The organism is Salegentibacter sediminis, assembly GCF_002078605.1.
Classification (GTDB): domain Bacteria; phylum Bacteroidota; class Bacteroidia; order Flavobacteriales; family Flavobacteriaceae; genus Salegentibacter; species Salegentibacter sediminis.
Genome location: NZ_MSJR01000013.1, coordinates 1 through 19,843, shown reverse-complemented (window position 1 = coordinate 19,843; position 19,843 = coordinate 1). Strand labels below are relative to the sequence as shown.

Below are 19,843 nucleotides of genomic sequence, written 5' to 3'. Positions count from 1 at the left end.
TTTTAAAAAGCATAAAATGGCAGGAAACAAAACATTCACCATGATTAAACCCGATGCAGTAGAAAAAGGGAATATTGGTGGAATACTAGAACAAATTACCGCTTCAGGTTTTAGAATTGTAGCGATGAAGATGACTCAAATGACCAAAACCGATGCGGAAGAATTTTACGCGATCCATAAGGAACGTCCGTTTTTTGGGGAATTGGTGGAGTTCATGACACGTGGCCCTATTGTTGCCGCTATTCTTGAAAAGGACAATGCTGTAGATGACTTTAGAACTTTAATTGGAGCTACTAATCCTGAAGATGCAGCCGAAGGAACCATACGTAAGAAATATGCTACTTCTGTGGGTGAGAATGCTGTACACGGAAGCGATAGCGACGAGAACGCCACAATTGAAGGTGCTTTTCATTTTTCTGGAAGAGAGATGTTTTAAAGAGAATTTTTGATCTATACAAAAAGCCATCAGGTACTACCTGATGGCTTTTTTTATTCCATTATCCTACAAACACCAATATTTTTACGATTAATCTTGATAATCTGAATGCTATCGAAAAATTCAGGTTTTTAGGGAGTTTCTTTTTAAATTTTAATGAAATATAAAAAGAAAAAATATGAAATTTATTGTTAGATGTTTAGTTTTAGTCGCGTTGTTTTTAAGCACTTCAATTACTGCCCAGGAATTGGAAGGAAAATGGATTGTATCCGGGAATAAGAGTTTTGGAGCTTTTCCGGGCATACACCTGATGCAGGTGAGCGAAGATTCCTTATTTCATTACAACTTCGATAAGTTTATTACTAAAACCTCTTATAAAACTGAAAACAATAAACTAAAAATCGATACCCTTGCCTTTGCCGAGTTCAGATTTAAGCATCCTAACCGCTTAAGTATTTCTTCTGAAAGGATAGAGAGTCCAATAGATTATATAAGGCTGGTTCCTACAAAAACGGAGTTGAGCAGTGAGGAGATCAAAAAAATTAAATACAGGTTAGAACGAGGCGGGAAAAATTTTGAGATAGATTTTCTAAATCACCCCGATAATAAAATTGTCCATTCCTATTTAAAGAAAATCGACCAAACCTACTTCCTGGCCATCTACAGGCACGGTAAAATAATGACCGCTGTGCCTTTGGAAAAAATAACACGCGATAATTTATTCCTGTATGGTTTTTCTCAAGGCCCGAATAAATTAGTGGCTACGGTCATTGAATAGTTTTAGATATATGAATGAAAAAACCTGCCTGAAAAAAAATTTCCAGGCAGGTTTTTTATTTGGGCATATTTTAAAAATCTACTTTTCGTTAGGTACGGGAAAACCTCGATCGCGCATTAAAGCATCAATTTTCGCATCCCTTCCTCTAAAACTTCTGTAAGCTTCAGCCGGATCCATCGCATTTCGCGGAGCGAATAGATATTTAACCAGTTTTTGGGCAACATTCTTATCGTAGAATCCACCCGGCGCTTCGCTAAAGGCTTCCGCAGCATCAGAGGTAAGCACATCGGCCCATAGGTAACCGTAATAACCGGTTGCATAACCCTCACCTGAAAATACGTGACCAAAGTGCGGCGAACGGTGACGCATCACGATTTCTTTTGGCATGCCCAGTTCTTCCAGGGTTTTCTTTTCAAACTCCCTGGGTTCGATCTTGTCGGGGTCGGTGGTGTGATACTTCATATCCATTAAGGCTGAAGCGAGAAATTCGGTAGTGGCAAATCCCTGATTAAAGGTAGAGGCATTTTTGATTTTGGTTACCAGTTCATCGGGAATAACTTCGTCGGTTTCATGGTGGCGAAGGAAGCGGTTAATCACCTCATCGGTAGACAACCATCGCTCCAGTAGTTGAGACTGGAATTCGGTGTAGTCTCTTACTCCTCCATTAAGGGTTGGGTACTTCACATCGGCAGCCAGGAAGTGCAGGGCGTGCCCGAATTCGTGAAAGAAAGTCGTGGCATCATCCCAGGAAATAAGAATGGGCTCGCCTTCGGCAGCTTCAATAAAATTAGAATTGTTAGAAGCTAAAACCGGTTTTGCACCTTTTAGTTCAGAATAACTGCGGTATGTGGTGGCCCAGGCACCAGAACGTTTTCCCTGCCGGGCGAAAGGATCCAGATACCAAAGTCCAATCAGGTCTCCGGTAGATTTATCGGTTACTTCCCAAACATTTACATCTTCATGAAATACTGGTACCGATCCTTCTTCAACAGGAGTAAATTCAAAATTAAAGATCTCTCCGGCAGTGAAGAAAAGCGCCTGGGTTAAATTACCCAATTCCAGGTATTGTTTCACCTCTTCGCTGTCAAGGTCATATTTGTCTTTTCTTACCTTTTCGGCATAATAACGATAATCCCAGGGTTCAATGGTGATACCAGCATTTTCTTTATCGGCTATGGCCTGCATATCGGCAACCTCTTGTTCCACGCGGGCCAGGGCTGCCGGCCATACTGCTTCCATGAGCTCCATGGCGTTTTCAGGATTCTTGGCCATTCGGTTTTGTAATCTCCACTGGGCAAAATTATCATAACCAAGAAGTTCAACCCTTTCGTCACGAAGTTTCAGGATATTTTTGATCACCTCATTATTGTCGAATTCATCATCGTTATCTCCACGGGAATAATAATTATTCCATACTTTCTCCCGTAATTTCCTTTCATCGGAATAGGTGAGAAAAGGATCCATAGAAGAGCGGGTATTGGTTACCGCGTATTTTCCAGGCTCTCCACGTTCTTCAGCGGCGCTGGCAGCAGATTTTATGTAGGATTCGGGAAGGCCACCTAACTGATCTTTTTCCAGAAAGACCACGTAATTCTCCTCTTCGGCTAAGACGTTATTTGAGAATTTGGTGTAGAGCTTAGAGAGCTCTTTGTTGATCTCTGCATAACGTTTCTTATCCTCTTCATTGAGGGCAGCCCCTTCCATGGCGAATTCCTCATAAATAAGGTCGATAACTCTCTGTTCCTGGGAAGCCAGGGGGTTTTCTTTAGAGTCCTCATAAACCTTTTCGATTTTTTTGAAAAGTTTCTCGTTTTGGGAGATCTTAGAACTGTATTCCGAGATCTTTGGAGAGAGTTCTTTTTGAACCTCTCTGAATTCGGGGCTGGACATATTACTGCTAAAAATACCATAATAGGTAAAGACCCTTCTCAGTTCTTTTCCGGCTTTTTCCATTGGTACAATGGTGTTCTCAAAAGTGGCAGCCTCTGGATTATTGGCGATCTTATCGATTTCAGCCAGGTGCATCTCCATGGCTTTTTCCATCGCGGGTTTTACAAGATCGACTTCCATCTTGTCAAAAGCAGGAACCCCAGCGTAAGGTCCTTCCCATTCGGCTAATAAAATGTTATCCATATCCTTATCTTGTGCCAGAGCATTGGAACTCAAAATGGTTGCCAACGCGAGCATTCCGGCGTTTTTTAAAACTTTCTTCATTAAAGATTATTTTTGATTTAAACGCCTTGAAGATACGAAGATTTTAGGATTTGGCCTTATCCTTTTTTTAACATTTCGGTTCAAAGTTTCCTTAAACGAATGCTCTCCATAAAAATTCCTATTATCTTTGGGCAGGGTTTATAAAAACCCATCCTAAATTAAATATGAACTATTAATTAAATTACTAATGAAAAATTTAAGCAAATTCGTTTTGATCTTTGGAGCTATGGCTATGATAGCCTGTGGTGAAAAGAAAGAAAAAGAAACCGAGGAAAAAACTACCATTGGCAACACTTCCACTGAAGAGACCACGCAAACCAAAGAAGCTGATTCTCAGGATGCTGCTGATTCTGATATTGTGGAGATCACTATCGAAGGAAATGACCAAATGCGTTTCAACAAGGATGAAATTAGAGTTAAAGCCGGACAAACAGTGCGTCTTACTTTGAAACATGTTGGCCAAATGGACAAAGCTGCAATGGGACACAACTGGGTACTTTTAACCCAGGGAACTGATATCCCTGAATTTGGTGGTGCTGCCGTTAGTGCCAAGGACAACGATTATATTCCTGAAAACACCGATAATGTGATCGCTCATACCAAAATGATTGGTGGGGGAGAAACCGCTACTGTCGAGTTTGAGGTTCCTGAAAAAGGAACTTACGATTTTATCTGTTCGTTCCCCGGTCACTATTCTTTAATGAAAGGGAAGTTTATCGTAGAGTAAATCTACGCTCTTAATCATATTAATGCCTGTTTTCACTTGCTGAAGGCAGGCATTTTTGATTTTGGTAGTTAATACTGAATTTTTTTTAAAACCTGAAATGGAAATAAACCAATTTCAGGCTTTTATTCTTGCCATTTCTTTAAAATCCTGCCCTGTTATTGGAAGGGAATTATTAATATTATAAAAACCTCCTTCCAGGCCTTAAGTTGCCTTAAATTTTTGATTTTTCGGGGCTTTCAAAAGTCTGAAAAGCTGTAGTTTTAGGCTTTTATTTTTAGTCCAAAAAGACCTCTAATGGAACGGCATATTGTAATTGATTTTGACAGTACTTTTACCCAGGTTGAAGCCCTTGATGTATTGGGTGAGATCTCCCTGGCAAGCGATAAAGAAAAAGAAAAGAACCTCCGGGAGGTTGAAAGCCTAACCGATCTCGGGATGAAAGGGGAATTAGACTTCAGAGAATCCCTGGAAGAGCGTCTTCGCCTTTTAAAAGCTCATGAAGATCACCTGCAGCCCTTGATTGAAAACCTGAAAGAACGTGTTTCTTCTTCCTTTATTAGAAACCGTCAGTTTTTTGAGGAGTATCACGAGAACATTTACATCATTTCTAATGGCTTTAAGGAGTTTATCGTACCTATTGTGGAAGATTACGGGGTACGCCCGGAAAACGTTTTTGCCAACACCTTTGAATTTGATGAGCATGGGAAGATCGTGGGTTTTGACCGGGAGAATGTTTTATCTTCCAATAACGGAAAAGTTGAACAATTAAAACGCCTCAATCTTCAAGGCGATGTGTATGTTATTGGAGATGGCTATACCGACTATGAGATCAAGGCCTCGGGACTGGCTAATAAATTTTATGCTTTTACTGAAAATGTGGAACGGGAAAAAGTGCTTCAAAAAGCCGACCATATCACCCCGAGTCTGGATGAATTTTTATTTGTACATAATATGAACAAAGCTATTTCTTACCCTAAGAACAGAATAAACGTCCTATTGCTTGAAAATGTGCATCAGGATGCTGTAGATATCATGAAGAAGGAGGGCTATAATGTAAGTGTTCATCCTGGAGCGATGGATGAAGATGAATTGGCCGAAAGGATCAAAGATGTGTCGGTGATAGGGATTAGGTCTAAGACACACCTAACCAAAAAAGTACTTGAAAACGCCAACCGCCTTATTGGAGTGGGAGCCTTTTGTATAGGCACCAATCAGATCGATCTGGAAGAATGTCTTAAGAAAGGAATTGCGGTTTTTAATGCGCCCTTTAGCAATACCCGGTCGGTTGTAGAACTCGCGATAGGTGAAATCATTTTGCTTATGCGAAACCTGCCCGATAAGATCAGATTGATGCATCAAGGCAAATGGGAAAAATCGGCTAATAATAGTTTTGAAACCCGCGGGAAAAAACTGGGTATTATTGGCTATGGAAATATTGGCGCACAGCTTTCGGTGGTTGCGGAGTCTATTGGTTTTGATGTATATTATTATGATATTGAAGAAAAACTTCCCCTTGGAAATGTTACCAAATGCAATTCTCTGGAAGAGCTTCTCAGTACCGTAGATATAATAACACTTCACGTCGATGGCCGTAAGGAAAACCTCAATATGATTGGGGAAGAGGAATTTAACCAAATGAAAGATGAGGTTATCTTTCTGAACCTTAGTCGTGGCCACGTGGTAGATATAAAAGCCTTGAAGAAGAATATAGAATCAGGCAAAGTACTGGGCGCAGGGATAGATGTTTTTCCAAAAGAACCAAAAACAAATAACGAGGAATTCGAATCGGAATTACGCGGCTTGCCTAATGTGATCCTTACTCCACATATTGGCGGGAGCACCCTGGAAGCACAGGAGAATATCGGGAATTTCGTGCCGGGAAAAATAATTGAATATATCAATACCGGAAGTACTACCAACTCGGTAAACTTCCCGAACCTGCAACTACCGGTGCTGAAAGATGCCCATAGGTTAATCCACATTCACCGCAATGTACCCGGTATCCTGGCTGATATCAACCGAATTCTGGCCGACCATGACATCAATATTGTTGGGCAGTATCTTAAAACCAACGAAACTATTGGTTATGTGATTACCGATATCGATAAGGAATATGACAAAGCTGTAATTAAAGACCTGAAAGGGCTTAAAGGGACTATACGTTTCAGAGTTCTTTATTAGGAATAATTTATAAACCAAAAAGCCACAGTGTTCCAGGGAATCTGTGGCTTTTTTTTAGTTATCTGTGGGCAGGATCCTTTTTCTTCAATCTTCTCTAACTTTGGTAATCCATTTTAAGTGCCTTCCAATATATTTATCTTGTTAATTCGACTTGTAAGTGGTTTTTACATCTTCAGGTTAATGAAGAGTGCTGTTTTCTAAAGTCACGGGAAAACCCCCAGCTTTAATTAAGTAAATAACTCCTAAATTTATTCTCCAGGCTATTCTGGATTACCCTTAATCTTCCTGTCGCTTCCTGTTTTGGAAAGTTTATAACTAACTAAATCAATGGAATTATGAGAAAATTATATCTCCTAACTGCATTTTGTTCCATTCTTACTATTAATTCCTGTACCACCGATGCAGAGCTAATGGAGGAACTGCCAGTGGCCGAAGATCTTATCAGTCTTAGGTTTGGACCTGTGTTAAACGATGTGGTTTTTCTAAATTCCGGGCAGCAATCACAGCAAAGTGAAAATACAGAGGCAAATAACAATATAAAGGAGCAGGACGAATTTATGCAAAACTGTGAGAGCGCTATTCCGGCATTTCTGGATATTGTACTTTCCAGGGATGGAAATATAATGCTGGGAGAAATGGATGCTCCGGTTCGCATTCCTATTCACCAAATTCCTTTTAACGATCCAAACGGAGGCAACAGCCAGCCTGTTTATTTCACCCAGGAATCACCTGCCTTGCAATTACCACCGGGGAGCTATCAATTGGAGTACGCTACAGTGCTGGATTCCAACGAAAATATGATTTGGCTTGCTCCGCGAATGGGAGATACCCCGGGAAATCTGGCCAACCTGGTAGATAATCCATTACCGCTAAGTATAGATCTAGGTTCAGGAGGTAAACCTTATGTGCCTCTCGATGTGATTTGTTTTGATGACCGAATTGTTAATCGCTATGGCTATATCTTCTTCGATATTCAAGGTTTGGAAATTATCGAATTTTGCATCTTCGGAAATTATTGTGATGAGAACGGAAGACATTATTCTGCCCATTTTTCAGTTGATATCTGGAAGTATAGTGGGGACCCGGAAAATCCTAAAGGTGAAAATTTATACAGCGGATTGGAAAATGCAATCTGGGTGGAAGATGATTTTGAAAATGGAATGTCCACAGAAGGGGCCACCACTTTATGTGTACAACTTCCCGATGCTGCGGGCCTTGATGAATATTATATGGAAATAAATTTGCTTCCCGGTTTCGCTAATTCTGAAGAAGAACTTATTAGGGCGGGTGTTATTACCGATGAGGATGTTCGTGCCCTATTTGATGGGCCAGGGGCCATGGATCCCTTTCATTTTAGAGAAGGCTGCACAAAATCTGATTCTCCCGACCTGTTCGGGCTTGGACAAGGCTAGTTATTTTTGAACCCTAATCCGGTTTTTATAGAGATAAATCATAAACAAAAAAAGCACAGAATTCCTGGAATTCTGTGCTTTTTATAATTAAAAATATATTTAAAATTCTTCATCTTCAAAGATGAAATCTACGGCCATTTGCGCGTGTAAATCGGTGGTTTCCAATAAAGGTATATTGGTTTTGTCCTGCGGTATAAGAATGGGCAATTCGGTGCATCCCATAATAATGGCATCGGCGCCTTTCTTTTGAAGATTTTCCAATTGATTCAGGAAAAATGCTCTGGCTTCGTCGGTGAATTGACCCTGGGTTAATTCTTTGGAGACAAAGCCATGGCAATCGTCAAGGTATTCATCTTCAGGAATAATCACTTCAATTTTATAGATGTCTTTAAGTCGGTTTTGTAAAAAACCCTTGGTCATGGTAGGTTTGTTTCCCAGTAGTCCCAGGCGTTTATAGCCTTTTTTCTGAGCCTCAATTCCCACAGCGTCTGCAATATGAAGAATAGGGATATTAATTTTAGGCTGAACATAACTATAAACCATATGCGGGGTATTGGCACAAATAATAATTGCACCCGCCCCGGCAGCTTCCAGTTTTTTCGCGATCTCAAGATAAGCGCTGTTTATGGCTTTCAGGTTTTGCTCGCGCATGAGCTTTATGTTGAGACTGTATAATAAGAGCGGGGGATTTTGATCGGCCCCGATCCTTTCGCCGGCTAACTGATTTAGCAACCGGTAATATTCAATAGTAGAGTGCCAGGAGGTGCCTCCTATCATTCCCAGTAATTTCATTTTTTACTAATTAAGTTAATAGTTCATTATTAAACCTGGCCGCCATGGAGCGCCGGGTAGCGATATATGGATGTCCCAAATTCTTAAGAGTGGTTAAAAGCTTAAAAACAGCTTCATCCGATTGATATTTGAAGGAAATTTTTGAGTGTTCCGCATCGATATTAATTTCACTGAGGCCTGGAATAGCCGAGACTTTTTTCAATATTGCCTGGGCGGCCCCATTGTTCTTCAGGTTTTTTACGATTATGTTGGCTTTCATGATTGCTGGATTTAGAGAGTTACACCATCTTCTGAATATAGGATTTGTTGCGATTTTCTACTGTAACCGTAGTTACACGGTCTATTAATTAATTCCAGCATCCAATATCAGGAATTTCTTTCAGGAATTTTATGAGCTTAATCAGGAAAATGGAGGATTTTCCCAGTATTTCTTTACCATTGAAGCCAAAGATTATTTTCTTCGTCCTTATCTATAGTAGTGCCTAGTTTTTTACCCTCCCGGCTCAGGGTTTTCTGAAGCCATTTTATATCCTTTTTAGGAGCGCCATGTAAACTAAATTTTTTGATTTTCATTGGTATCATTTTTAGACTTACCAGCTGGCCAGTGGTCATATCGATTTCAGGAAAATACATCAGGCTTAGATCACCCCGGAATTCTTCCCGGCCACTTATTCCTTCGTAATCATTGATGAAATCCCCGGCGCCGTAGATAATTAATTTGTTTTGATACACCTCCAATCCCATGGGATGATGCGACGAATGCCCAAAAATAATATCTACGATGTCCTGGTCGATAAGTTGATGAGCGAATTCCCTCTGGCGAGAAGAAATATCATAACCCCAGTTCCCTCCCCAGTGTATGGAAAATACTACCAGGTCGCCGGTTTGTTTTTGTCGTGTAATATTGTCCTTTATTCGGCTTAATTCCTTATCGCTCATTCCCGGTAGATAGTTAAGTCCCGAACGATCGCTACCTGCAGCCCAACTTTCAAAAACGCCGCTGTTAGGCATTCCATAGGAGAAAACAAGCACCCGGCCTTTTTCGGTTTCCAGAACCGAAGCTTTAGCGGCCTCCCTGTCGTTATTTCCAGCTCCTGAAAAAGATATCCCTGCTGCCTGCAGACTTTTCATTGTTTCCTCTAAACCCTTCCGGCCCCAGTCCAGGCTATGGTTGTTGGCCAGGCTTATATGGTCTATTCCGGCCGAATTGAGAACTTTTACATTTTCGGGATGCATCCGGTAATGAATACCCTTACCTGGCCAGGCTTTATCATTGGTGGTGATACTAGTCTCCAGATTGATGAGTTTCAGGTCTGGTGCATTCTGTTGCCAGAGCTTTAGCGCTTCCCCCCAGGGGTAGGCATAGGAAACCGGTTGTTTTATCTTTCCGTGTTCACGTTCTGCCAGCAAGACGTAATCCCGTGCATCTTTTACATAAGCTTCGTACAACTTCGGATCTACAGAAGTGGGCAGCACCTGATCGATGCCCCGCCCGGTCATCACATCTCCGCTAAGGAAAAGCTTTATTGTACTATTTTCTTTGCCCACTAATCCTTTTTTGGTTTGTGAAATGGCAGCAGTTCCCAACCAAAACAGGAGGCTTGCCAACAGCATTAGCTTTTGATAATTCTTCATCCCAAAAAGCCTTTCAAAAGTATCTCTTAAGTTAAGAATATCTGGCCATTTTAGTTTTGATTACTATCTTTTTTTTTGGAGCTTTCAGCATAATTTTTACAATCTTTTAACTTTGGTAAAACTTGATTTTAGTCAGTTTTTCTGATCTTTTGAGGGTTAACAGCAGCCCGGGGTTTTTATAAGCCCTATTTTTGTGCCACAAATTAAAAATCATGAATAAAGGAATTTACATTGCTACGCTGGAATCTCACAGTGGAAAATCGATGATCACCCTGGGGCTCATGCGCACCCTACTGGGGAAAATGGTTAAAGTAGGCTATTTCAGGCCTGTTATCGATGATATGCCTGTGGGAGAAAAAGATAATCATATAGACACCGTTATAAGCTATTTTGACCTGAAAATCCCTTATGAAGATACTTACGCTTTTACAAGAAGCCAGGTAATCCAGAAGAGAAATGAGGGGAAGACCGGAGAAGTGATCGATACCATTATAAGAAAGTACAAAAATCTTGAAGAAAACTTTGACTTTGTACTGGTAGAAGGTAGTGATTTTTCTGGCGAAGGCAGCGTTTTTGAATTTGATGTGAACGTAGTGATCGCTAAAAACCTGGGTATCCCTGTGATTATCGTGGTTAGCGGCCAGCATAAAACCTGGGAGGAACTTCTTGGGAATCAACAGATGGCATACCGTGCCTTTAAAGATAAAGAGGTGCAGGTAATGGCTATGGTGAGCAATAAAATAATGGAAGAGAACCTGGAGCCTGCAAAAAAGAATATGCGCAGCTTCCTGCCCGAAGAGGTGCAGGTATTCTCTATTCCGCTTATCGATAATCTGAATAATCCAACCCTGAAGGAGATTGTTAAAACCCTAAACGGAAAAGTCTTGTTTGGGAAAGAATTTCTTGACAACCAGACCGGGAATTTTGGGGTAGGGGCAATGCAGCTTCGTAATTATCTGAATACCCTGAAGAATGAAAGCCTGGTGATAACCCCGGGGGACAGGGCAGATATCATCCTCGGCGCCTTACAGGCAAATATCTCCAGTAACTATCCCCGTATTTCGGGAATTATCCTAACCGGTGGACTTACCCCTGAAAATTCAATTATAAAACTTATTGAAGGCCTTTCGGATATTGTGCCTATTATTTCGGTAGAGGAAGGGACCTTTAGTGTGACCAATAAGGTGGGCGCTATAAAATCTAATATCTATGCCGACAGTATTCAGAAGATCCAAACCACCATCGGTATATTTGAACGCTTTGTTTCTATCGATCCTCTGGTAGAGAAACTCACTAATTATGAGCCTCACGGGAGAACTCCAAGAATGTTCCAGTATGATCTGGTTAAAAGAGCTCAGCAAAGCAAGAAACATATTGTACTGCCTGAAGGAACCGATGAAAGAATCCTTACAGCCGCAGCGCGATTGATTAATATGGATCTTGTGGATATCACCCTGCTGGGCGATGAGGAAATAATTAAAAAAACGGTGGCGAAACTAGGCCTTAACCTTGATTTTGATAAAGTTAATATCATCGATCCGGTTAACTCGGCCAATTTCCTTGATTATGCTGAAACCTTTTATGAACTCAGAAAACATAAAGGAGTGAATATGGATATGGCCAAAGACAGAATGAGTGACGTTTCTTACTACGGAACCATGATGATTCATAAAGGCCATGCTGACGGAATGGTATCGGGAGCTGCACATACTACCCAGCATACTATATTGCCGGCACTTCAGTTTATCAAGACTAAACCGGGTGTTTCGGTAGTGTCTTCGGTATTTTTTATGTGTTTGGAAGATAGGGTTTCTGTTTTTGGTGACTGTGCCATCAATCCAAATCCCTCGGCCGCAGAGCTTGCCGAGATCACCATTTCTTCGGCAGAAAGTGCAGCCGCTTTTGGAATTGACCCTAAGATCGCGATGCTTTCTTATTCCTCAGGAAGTTCAGGAAAAGGAGCCGATGTAGACCGGGTACGGGAGGCCACTGAAATCGTGAAGTCCAGCCGACCAGATCTTAAGATCGAAGGTCCTATCCAGTATGATGCCGCGGTTGATATTAGCGTTGGAAAATCTAAGCTGCCCGACTCAGAAGTTGCAGGGCAGGCCAACGTGTTGATCTTCCCCGATTTAAATACAGGAAATAACACCTATAAAGCCGTACAAAGGGAGACAGGAGCTCTGGCAATTGGCCCAATGCTTCAAGGTCTCAACAAACCGGTAAACGATCTTAGCCGTGGTTGTACGGTAGATGACGTTTATAATACGGTAATTTTAACAGCCATTCAGGCACAAGGAATTTAATGAAACCAGCAAGCAGCTGGACCCAAAACTTGATTACTCAGGAATATGATTATAAGCCTGTGCCTAAGTCTAAAATTGGGATTAAAATTATAAACAGATGGAAAATATTTTAATAATAAATTCAGGGAGTTCTTCCTTAAAATTTCAACTTATAAAAATGCCCGATGAGACCGTGCTGGCCTCAGGAATGGTAGAACGCATCGGTTTGGAGGGCGCTAAACTTCATTATAAAAGCGCGGCCAATACAATTTCCAAAGAACTGGAAGTTCCAGATCACGCCGTAGCCTTAAAGGCGATTACAGGTCTTTTAATGGACCCGGAGAAAGGAGTGATAAAAGATGCTTCAGAAATTCCAGCAATTGGTCACAGGGTAGTTCACGGTGGAGATAGCTTCTCTAAAACAATTATTATCGACGAAAAAGTGAAAGCCAAGATCAGGGAGTATTTTTCTCTGGCTCCTTTACACAACCCACCTAACCTGAAAGGAATTGAGGTAGCCGAGCAACTTTTTCCACAGGCAAAACAGGTAGCGGTTTTTGATACGGCTTTTCATAGAACTATTCCTTCCCGGGCAGCCCAGTATGCGATCCCAAATTCTTTTTACGAAGATCACCACATACAGGTTTACGGATTTCACGGAACCAGTCATAAGTATGTTACCCAGTTGGCAATTGCCGAACTTAAAAAGGAGACTTCAAAAATTATAAGTGTGCACCTTGGAAACGGGTGTAGCATTACCGCGGTACAAGATGGGAAAAGTATAGATCACTCCCTTGGTTTCGGACCGGTTAACGGTCTTGTAATGGGTACCCGTAGCGGGGATATAGACCAGTCGGTGATTTTTTATATGATTGAACAACTGGGATATTCCGCACAGGAGGTGAGTGATATCCTGCATCATAAAAGTGGCATGATGGGCCTCACGGGATACAGTGATTTACGCGATATCGAAGAGCAGGCTGCAAAGGGTAACCGCCAGTGTCAGCTCGCTCTGGATATGAATGCCTATAGAATTAAGAAATACATTGGGGCCTACGCCGCCGCGATGAATGGAGTTGACGCCATAGTGTTTACTGCCGGGATAGGGGAGAACAGCGATGTGATTCGTGGCCTGGTGTGCCGGGATATGGATTTCTTCGGAATTAAATTGAACGAAGAAAAAAATAAGGAACGCTCAAAAGAGTTGAGGTATATCAATGCTGAAGATTCTAAGGTGAAAGTACTCGTGATCCCAACTAATGAAGAGTTAGAGATCGCCCAGCAGACTTTGGAATTAATCTCTTAAAAGTATAATTAATGTAAGATCAAAAGCCTGCCGGTTCCCGGTGGGCTTTTGTTTATCAGGCTACAGGATTAAAAATTAATTTCTTTACCAGGAACTTTCAATTTGGCGTAAATGTCAATACTTATGAACTTTCCGTTCTTGATTTCCGAGTCCCACATAGTTCCCTCGTGTTGAAAATCAAGCTTTGCCATTGCCCTTTGGCAGTTGAGATTACCGGTTTCTACAAAGCCTTCTATTCTGTGAAGTTCAAGTTGGTTAAAGCCATAATTACAAATCAATGGCATTGCCTGGCTCATTATTCCCTTGCCCCAGAAACCGGGAAGTAACCAAAGCCCAATTTCAGCTTTTCTATGTGCTTTGGAAATATTATTTAGTCCGCCGGCTCCGAAAAATGTCTTATTGTCGGGCGAACAAATTGCCCACCAGCATTGAGAAGCTTCAGCAAACCATTTCATTTGTTCCTTTGTTGCTTCCGGACTGTTGAAACTAATCCCGTAATATTTGATTACCGCGGGATCTGAAAGTCCTTTGTAAATGTTTTCTAAGTCGGTTTCAAGGATTTCTCTAAGGATAATCCTGGAAGTTTGAAGACTGGGAAGTTGGTTTTTCATAGCTACCAATTCATACAAAAAGAGGGTAAACTTTAAATCCAGCCGAACCGATTCAAATTTATTATGGAACCGCTACAACTATAAGTCTAATTTACAATTCTCAATTTTAATTTATGTTGGTTAATACGTAGGTATTTCAGAACAAGAGGAGAGGAGCCATAACTCCAATCCTGAGTTCATTTCTATTATAGTTAGCCAGGCCGAGGTTCTCTTTGCCATAACTGGAGTATTCGTAAAACCTGCCAATATATGCAAGGAAGAAACGAAGATCGATGTCTTTAAACGGACTGTAATAAATGGTGGGAATCATTCCATAACTCGTGCCCAGGTGTTCGGTTTTGTTTTCTATTTTATCATAGGCGCTACTGGTCATAAGAGTTAGTAAGCCTTTAATTTTGGGGCTAAAGCTATACTCTGCTCTTAACCAGTTTTCTGAATATCTTACATCTTCGGCTACCGCTTCGTCATTGCGAAGATTAGTCACCACCCCTTTGGTATCCACCTGTTCATAACTGTAATGAAAATCATGCATAAGGCTAAATTTCCCTTGTTCGTATTTGTGACCTAAGGTGAAAAAATAGGTTCCCCTGTTTTTTACTTCGTTGCCGTAGCTTAGGCTATAAATCGTTTGGAATTTACCATCAAAAAAGCTTCCCCGCCAGTTCCCCACAACCGATACCGGCCAGATGGGTTCCTGAATGTTTTCAGCAATTACATCCCCATAAAGGTCTTCATAAAGCATGGTTCGTGAGTTTAATACCTGCAACCCGAATTGATGATCTTCTAATGCCTGGTAAGTAATTCCGGCCCCGGTGACAAAAGCCAGGGCGTTCCCGTAAATTTCATTGTATTCCAAAACATACATCGGACTGAACTCGTATTCATAACCACCATAAAACGGATTCATTTTACCAAGCCTGAGATTAAGTAATTCACTTAATTTAACGTCCAGGTAAGCAATTTCGATATTGTTGCCAAGAAGATCCAGGCTCTGTACATCACCGCCTTTATTAAAGCGGTGCCTGAAACGGAAACTCACATTTTCGTGCAACTTGCCCGCAATTCCAAGCGCTGTAAATCCATTCTGAAATTGCATCCCGTTGTAATACTGGTCTCCACCCCTAAACTTATAGGCCCTGAATTCTACCCGCATATCGAAGGTGAAATCTATATCCTTCAGGAAACTTTTATTATCCAGGGAAAACAGCGGTTTGGCCAGGCTGTCATTTACCTGGGAAAACCCCAATAGTGGGATTAATAAAAGCACACTTAATAAAAATGACTTTATCATAAAATATAAGGAATTTATGATTTATATCTTAGTAAGATTTCGGGTAGAAATATCACTAATGCTCGGGTTTCCTTTAGAAGGGACAACTTTCCTTCTGAAGTAACCTTTTTAAATTTACTAAAAATTAATTGAAGTTAGCCTGGTTTTAAACCAGCTTGTTTCAAACGAGTACGCTACTTCAATGCTGTCTGGAGGATTAGCGAAAAAATATATTTAAACCAGCCAAGCCAAAAGATTGGCAAATACTTTTTGAATAAATTTATATTTTAGCACTTCATTAACATACTACCTGATCTAATTATGGAAGAAGCAGTTGATTCCCCTAAAAAAGGCATTTTAAACAGAGCCCTTGATTTAATTGAAAAAATGGGGAATAAATTACCCGACCCCGCAATTCTGTTTTTCTATTTGCTCATTTTTATATGGGTGTTATCGGCAATTCTTTCTCCTTTCGATTTTGGGGAAACCCATCCAATGACCGGAGATAGCCTGAAGGTCCAGAACCTTCTCACCGGCGCCCAATTAGCAGCGTTTCTCGCCAATATGGTAAATACTTTCGTGCTTTTTGCTCCTCTGGGAATAGTTTTGGTTGCAATGCTAGGAGTAGGGGTCGCAGAACATTCCGGTTGGATTGACGCCGGCCTGAAAAAGCTCCTGAACTTTACCCCTAAAAAACTGCTGACTCCGATGCTTATTTTAATTGCTATCGTGAGTCACACCGCTGCAGATGCCGGGTATGTACTGGTAATCCCGCTGGGGGGTGTCATTTTTTATGCAGCGGGACGCCATCCCCTGGCTGGTATTGCAGCCGCTTTTGCAGGGGTCTCCGGAGGCTTTTCTGCAAACTTTATCCCATCGGCCATAGATCCGTTAATTATGAGCTTCACCCTGGAGGCTGCCAGGATTCTTGATCCAGATATTAATTTGAATCCATTAAATAACTGGTATTTCACCTCTGCTTCAACCTTATTGATCGTACTTGTTGGATGGTGGATAACCGATAAAATAGTGGAGCCAAGGCTTTCCAAAGTAAAAATAGATGGGGATGAAGATCAAATGCCTAAGATGGAGAAAGTAACTTCCAGGGAAAGTAAAGCTTTCTGGATGGGACTTTTGGCCATGGTCTTTGGACTTATTGGATTGTTTCTGTGGGCATACCCTGACGATTCAGCCCTTAGAGGTCCCGGGATGGTCGATCCCGAAGTCCAATCCCTCACTTCATTTCATGCGCCTTTAATGAAAGCAATCGTCCCTTTGATCTTTGTTCTCTTATTGATTCCGGGGCTTGTTTTCGGATTTGTATCCGGCAGGTATAAATCTTCAGGAGACCTGATAAAAAGCATGACGAAATCTATGGAAAGTATGGGCTATTACATCGTTATGGCCTTTTTCGTCGCCCTTTTTATAGATGCTTTTTCACGTTCTAATATTGGGCTTTTGATAGCTATCAAAGGGGCTAATTTCCTCCAGGCATTAGACTTGCCGGGACAGGTTACTATTGTTGGGATCGTGATATTAAGTGCTTTTGTGAATTTAATGGTGGGTTCTGCATCGGCAAAATGGGCCCTCATTGCACCTATATTTGTGCCTATGCTCATGCAATTGGGTATTTCACCAGACCTTACCCAGGCAGCTTATCGGGTAGGAGATTCAGTTTCCAATATAATTACTCCGCTTTTACCTTATTTCCCCCTGGTGGTTGTTTTCGGGCAACGCTATGTTAAAGGGATGGGAATTGGTACCCTGATATCCATGATGTTACCATTTTCTGTCATTTTCTTGGTGGCCTGGACCATCTTCCTGTTAGTCTACTGGTGGCTGGGAATCCCATTGAGTTTTGAGGCTAATTATCTCTATCCGGCGCCTTAATATTGAATAATTATTCAACACTATAAAAAGATGTCTACCAGATCCGGTAAACATCTTTTTTGTACCGTAATTTTTTTACTTCGCCGGCTAATAGTTGTTTACAAGAACTGTAGCGGAGATATTTAACCTCTTTCGGCGCTTCTGTACTTTGTAATATTTGTTGGTGATAATTAGTTCTTTTTTAGCATTTCAGGAACCTTGTCATAATATTCTTGTGTAAGGACTTCTGTCCAAATTGTAGGTTGTTCACCACTATAAAATGCCAAATATGTTACATCGCTATTTTTTGTAGATGAGTGCCAATGTTCTGTATTTTTCTCACACCTAATTACATCACCTTCTTTTAAAATTATAGGTTTTTTTCCTCTTTTCTGATAATAAGCTTCGCCATCTACAATAACTAAAATTTGCACTGAACTATGCTTATGCCAATCTAATGTTGAATTAGCTTTAAAAGTTGCTTTTGTTATGTTATAACCTAATTCAGCGTCGTCGTGAATTATTGGATTTAACCAGGCTTCTCCGATGTAATGAGTATTTGGTGCTTTTGTACCTTCTGTATGATATGAAGAAATATTGTAATCAGAACTTTGAGCAAATAGAAATAATGGGGCTAAAAATATCAGTGTAAAAATTAAATTTCTCATAGTTTACTTTTTAAATTAATTATTCTTCTTGTTTCTACCAACCTAAATGCTTGTGTACAACGGCCGAGCATGACACATGTCGCGGGAAATAGGACTCGGAATTGTCGGTTTGTTGCTCTTAAATAGGTTTCTAAAATAACCATTTTCACCAAACTGCCCGATATTTGAGTTATGCGCTGTTGTGAAACAGTGCTACCCGCTCGAGTGAGTGCGCTTTGTATTTAAGTCAGCTGCGTTTTCAGCATTAAAGTTCTAATTATCGAGCTCTAATGATTTTGCCACTCAACGAGGGGTGCTGGACTAATTTCAATCAAACGATTGTTGCCTTCTTTTACTGAAGAATCTTATCAAATAAATTCCCTCTTATCCAGAACGTAGGTCGCAGAAATTTTCAGATGTAGAGTGACCTTTTATATTTGCAATGAATTTATGTTCAGATTATTCATCATTCAACCCCAAAAATTTGCTGGCGTTTTCGTAAAGTATCATTCTCTTTTCTTTTTCGGTTAAAAAATCGAGTGAATTAAAGTAATTTATGGAAATCTTAATGGCGTCGGGCCATACCATTTGGTCTGAACCAAACATCACCTTGCTCAGTACGCCGTACTTTTTACAGCTTTTCAGGAAATCCACAGCCATCTCCTGTGTTAGTGGACTTACCCATAACAGAACACCCAAATCAGCATATACATTTGGATAATAAGCCATTAACAGCACGGCATTTTCCCAAAAACTAGCACCGGCGTGTTGAAGGCAAACCCTAAGGTCAGGATATGTTGCAATAATGTCTTCTATTAATGCCGGGTCCCCTTTAAAAACTCGTTTTGCCTTATTTTTGGAACCCGGATCGGGAGGACCAGTATGGTACATTACCGGTATTCCATATTTGTTGCAAACATCTAAGTACGGTTTATAAATGGGGTTGGCTAAGGTTATTCCTTCATAGACCGCTCCAATCTCCCCAAAGACTTTGATCTTTCCGTTTTTAATCAATTCATCAAATTCATCTATAGGAATCATTTCTGTATTGGCAGCGTAACCGGGAATAAACCGGTCGTCTGCTTCCATCCATATTTCATTGGCCTTTATGCTGTTACTTATAACAGCATAATCAATATGCAAAGAATCCATTAATTTAATAGTTCTTTCAAGATGTGCTTCAGCATTAGGAGGTGAGGGAATATTCCCTGCAGGATGTGGAACTCCTCCATAATATATATCATCGGTATACGAATGCAGATGTACATCTATAATCTGGCTTAAACAGAGATTAGCAGAAAGCATCAAGGTGAATAAAAGTATAATGATTTTCACTGTATTGAGATAAAATTTAATTCAAGTTAGAAATTCGATTGGTAGCATTAAGTCACCGGTAAGTACTTGTTTTCAGTTACTTCCCTGTAACTTCTACCTAAACACCATAAGAACCTTTCATACCTATTCTATAAATATAACTCTTTTCTGTGTAAGGATGGAAATGAACTGATTGTTTATCAGTTAGTTGTGACACTTCTTACCTCCCAGAAAGGTCATTTTAGAATTCACTATTTATCTCATTCAGTTTTATTTTCCTCTGTTTTTTGATCAACGGTCTTGGTTCGTATGTTAGATTTCTCGCTTTGGTGGCGGTAGAGCGGAAGTTATTAGTACTGATGTACT

Annotated in this window: 16 protein-coding genes; 8 read left to right on the top strand and 8 right to left on the bottom strand. The window is 40.6% G+C overall.

Translation table 11 applies throughout. The features are described from left to right. Window positions 1–16: 16 nt before the first annotated feature. Together BUW93_RS14300 and BUW93_RS14295 are read left to right on the top strand one after the other, a co-directional pair. Window positions 17–436 (top strand): nucleoside-diphosphate kinase, encoded by a 420-nt coding sequence (locus BUW93_RS14300; protein ID WP_081212426.1) that lies wholly within the window; start codon window positions 17–19, stop codon window positions 434–436. A gap of 178 nt (window positions 437–614) precedes the next feature. Next, complete coding sequence (locus BUW93_RS14295; protein ID WP_157893342.1) at window positions 615–1,214, top strand: hypothetical protein; 600 nt, start codon at window positions 615–617, stop codon at window positions 1,212–1,214. A 78-nt stretch (window positions 1,215–1,292) separates the two neighbouring features. Here BUW93_RS14295 and BUW93_RS14290 read toward each other — a convergent pair whose 3' ends face one another. Beyond that, a complete protein-coding gene (locus BUW93_RS14290) occupies window positions 1,293–3,401 on the bottom strand; it encodes a M3 family metallopeptidase (RefSeq protein ID WP_232778371.1) in 2,109 nt (702 codons plus the stop codon). A 214-nt stretch (window positions 3,402–3,615) separates the two neighbouring features. Between BUW93_RS14290 and azu the strand changes: the two genes are divergently transcribed. The 3 genes from azu (at window position 3,616) to BUW93_RS14275 (ending at window position 7,748) form a co-directional block, all read left to right on the top strand. Further along, complete coding sequence (gene azu / locus BUW93_RS14285; protein ID WP_081212423.1) at window positions 3,616–4,155, top strand: azurin; 540 nt, start codon at window positions 3,616–3,618, stop codon at window positions 4,153–4,155. A 294-nt stretch (window positions 4,156–4,449) separates the two neighbouring features. Next, on the top strand, window positions 4,450–6,336 hold the full coding sequence (gene serA / locus BUW93_RS14280) for a phosphoglycerate dehydrogenase (protein ID WP_081212422.1): 1,887 nt from the start codon (window positions 4,450–4,452) through the stop codon (window positions 6,334–6,336). A gap of 335 nt (window positions 6,337–6,671) precedes the next feature. Then, a complete protein-coding gene (locus BUW93_RS14275) occupies window positions 6,672–7,748 on the top strand; it encodes a hypothetical protein (RefSeq protein WP_081212421.1) in 1,077 nt (358 codons plus the stop codon). Between the two features lie 99 nt (window positions 7,749–7,847). Here BUW93_RS14275 and BUW93_RS14270 read toward each other — a convergent pair whose 3' ends face one another. The 3 genes from BUW93_RS14270 to BUW93_RS14260 all read right to left on the bottom strand — a co-directional run bounded on the left by BUW93_RS14270 (window position 7,848) and on the right by BUW93_RS14260 (window position 10,175). After that, window positions 7,848–8,540, bottom strand: a complete 693-nt coding sequence (locus BUW93_RS14270; RefSeq protein ID WP_081212420.1) for an aspartate/glutamate racemase family protein — start codon at window positions 8,538–8,540, stop codon at window positions 7,848–7,850. A 10-nt stretch (window positions 8,541–8,550) separates the two neighbouring features. After that, complete coding sequence (locus BUW93_RS14265; protein ID WP_081212419.1) at window positions 8,551–8,799, bottom strand: hypothetical protein; 249 nt, start codon at window positions 8,797–8,799, stop codon at window positions 8,551–8,553. A 173-nt stretch (window positions 8,800–8,972) separates the two neighbouring features. After that, window positions 8,973–10,175, bottom strand: coding sequence for a CapA family protein (locus BUW93_RS14260; RefSeq protein ID WP_081212418.1), 1,203 nt, complete (start codon window positions 10,173–10,175; stop codon window positions 8,973–8,975). 212 nt (window positions 10,176–10,387) lie between these two features. Between BUW93_RS14260 and pta the strand changes: the two genes are divergently transcribed. Continuing rightward, entirely contained in the window at window positions 10,388–12,481 is a 2,094-nt protein-coding gene (pta, locus tag BUW93_RS14255) for a phosphate acetyltransferase (RefSeq protein ID WP_081212417.1), read from the top strand. 97 nt (window positions 12,482–12,578) lie between these two features. Further along, window positions 12,579–13,766, top strand: a complete 1,188-nt coding sequence (locus tag BUW93_RS14250; RefSeq protein ID WP_081212416.1) for an acetate/propionate family kinase — start codon at window positions 12,579–12,581, stop codon at window positions 13,764–13,766. A gap of 68 nt (window positions 13,767–13,834) precedes the next feature. On the opposite strand, the gene BUW93_RS14245 is transcribed toward BUW93_RS14250, so the two are convergent. Together BUW93_RS14245 and BUW93_RS14240 are read right to left on the bottom strand one after the other, a co-directional pair. Next, window positions 13,835–14,377, bottom strand: coding sequence for a GNAT family N-acetyltransferase (locus BUW93_RS14245; protein ID WP_081212415.1), 543 nt, complete (start codon window positions 14,375–14,377; stop codon window positions 13,835–13,837). A 136-nt stretch (window positions 14,378–14,513) separates the two neighbouring features. Then, window positions 14,514–15,668: a porin gene (locus BUW93_RS14240; RefSeq protein ID WP_081212414.1), complete on the bottom strand. Its 1,155-nt coding sequence runs from the start codon at window positions 15,666–15,668 to the stop codon at window positions 14,514–14,516. 300 nt (window positions 15,669–15,968) lie between these two features. Between BUW93_RS14240 and BUW93_RS14235 the strand changes: the two genes are divergently transcribed. After that, on the top strand, window positions 15,969–17,537 hold the full coding sequence (locus BUW93_RS14235) for an AbgT family transporter (protein ID WP_081212413.1): 1,569 nt from the start codon (window positions 15,969–15,971) through the stop codon (window positions 17,535–17,537). Window positions 17,538–17,707: 170 nt separating this feature from the next. On the opposite strand, the gene BUW93_RS14230 is transcribed toward BUW93_RS14235, so the two are convergent. After that, window positions 17,708–18,184: a cupin domain-containing protein gene (locus BUW93_RS14230; RefSeq protein ID WP_081212412.1), complete on the bottom strand. Its 477-nt coding sequence runs from the start codon at window positions 18,182–18,184 to the stop codon at window positions 17,708–17,710. A gap of 438 nt (window positions 18,185–18,622) precedes the next feature. Then, window positions 18,623–19,498, bottom strand: coding sequence for an amidohydrolase family protein (locus BUW93_RS14225; RefSeq protein WP_157893341.1), 876 nt, complete (start codon window positions 19,496–19,498; stop codon window positions 18,623–18,625). Window positions 19,499–19,843: the final 345 nt, after the last annotated feature.

Bases quoted from the DNA above. Each gene is read 5' to 3' on its own strand.
- BUW93_RS14300 (WP_081212426.1), top strand. From the start codon at position 17: ATGGCAGGAAACAAAACATTCACCATGATTAAACCCGATGCAGTAGAA.
- BUW93_RS14295 (WP_157893342.1), top strand. From the start codon at position 615: ATGAAATTTATTGTTAGATGTTTAGTTTTAGTCGCGTTGTTTTTAAGC.
- BUW93_RS14290 (WP_232778371.1), bottom strand. From the start codon at position 3,401: ATGCTCGCGTTGGCAACCATTTTGAGTTCCAATGCTCTGGCACAAGAT.
- azu (WP_081212423.1), top strand. From the start codon at position 3,616: ATGAAAAATTTAAGCAAATTCGTTTTGATCTTTGGAGCTATGGCTATG.
- serA (WP_081212422.1), top strand. From the start codon at position 4,450: ATGGAACGGCATATTGTAATTGATTTTGACAGTACTTTTACCCAGGTT.
- BUW93_RS14275 (WP_081212421.1), top strand. From the start codon at position 6,672: ATGAGAAAATTATATCTCCTAACTGCATTTTGTTCCATTCTTACTATT.
- BUW93_RS14270 (WP_081212420.1), bottom strand. From the start codon at position 8,540: ATGAAATTACTGGGAATGATAGGAGGCACCTCCTGGCACTCTACTATT.
- BUW93_RS14265 (WP_081212419.1), bottom strand. From the start codon at position 8,799: ATGAAAGCCAACATAATCGTAAAAAACCTGAAGAACAATGGGGCCGCC.
- BUW93_RS14260 (WP_081212418.1), bottom strand. From the start codon at position 10,175: ATGAAGAATTATCAAAAGCTAATGCTGTTGGCAAGCCTCCTGTTTTGG.
- pta (WP_081212417.1), top strand. From the start codon at position 10,388: ATGAATAAAGGAATTTACATTGCTACGCTGGAATCTCACAGTGGAAAA.
- BUW93_RS14250 (WP_081212416.1), top strand. From the start codon at position 12,579: ATGGAAAATATTTTAATAATAAATTCAGGGAGTTCTTCCTTAAAATTT.
- BUW93_RS14245 (WP_081212415.1), bottom strand. From the start codon at position 14,377: ATGAAAAACCAACTTCCCAGTCTTCAAACTTCCAGGATTATCCTTAGA.
- BUW93_RS14240 (WP_081212414.1), bottom strand. From the start codon at position 15,668: ATGATAAAGTCATTTTTATTAAGTGTGCTTTTATTAATCCCACTATTG.
- BUW93_RS14235 (WP_081212413.1), top strand. From the start codon at position 15,969: ATGGAAGAAGCAGTTGATTCCCCTAAAAAAGGCATTTTAAACAGAGCC.
- BUW93_RS14230 (WP_081212412.1), bottom strand. From the start codon at position 18,184: ATGAGAAATTTAATTTTTACACTGATATTTTTAGCCCCATTATTTCTA.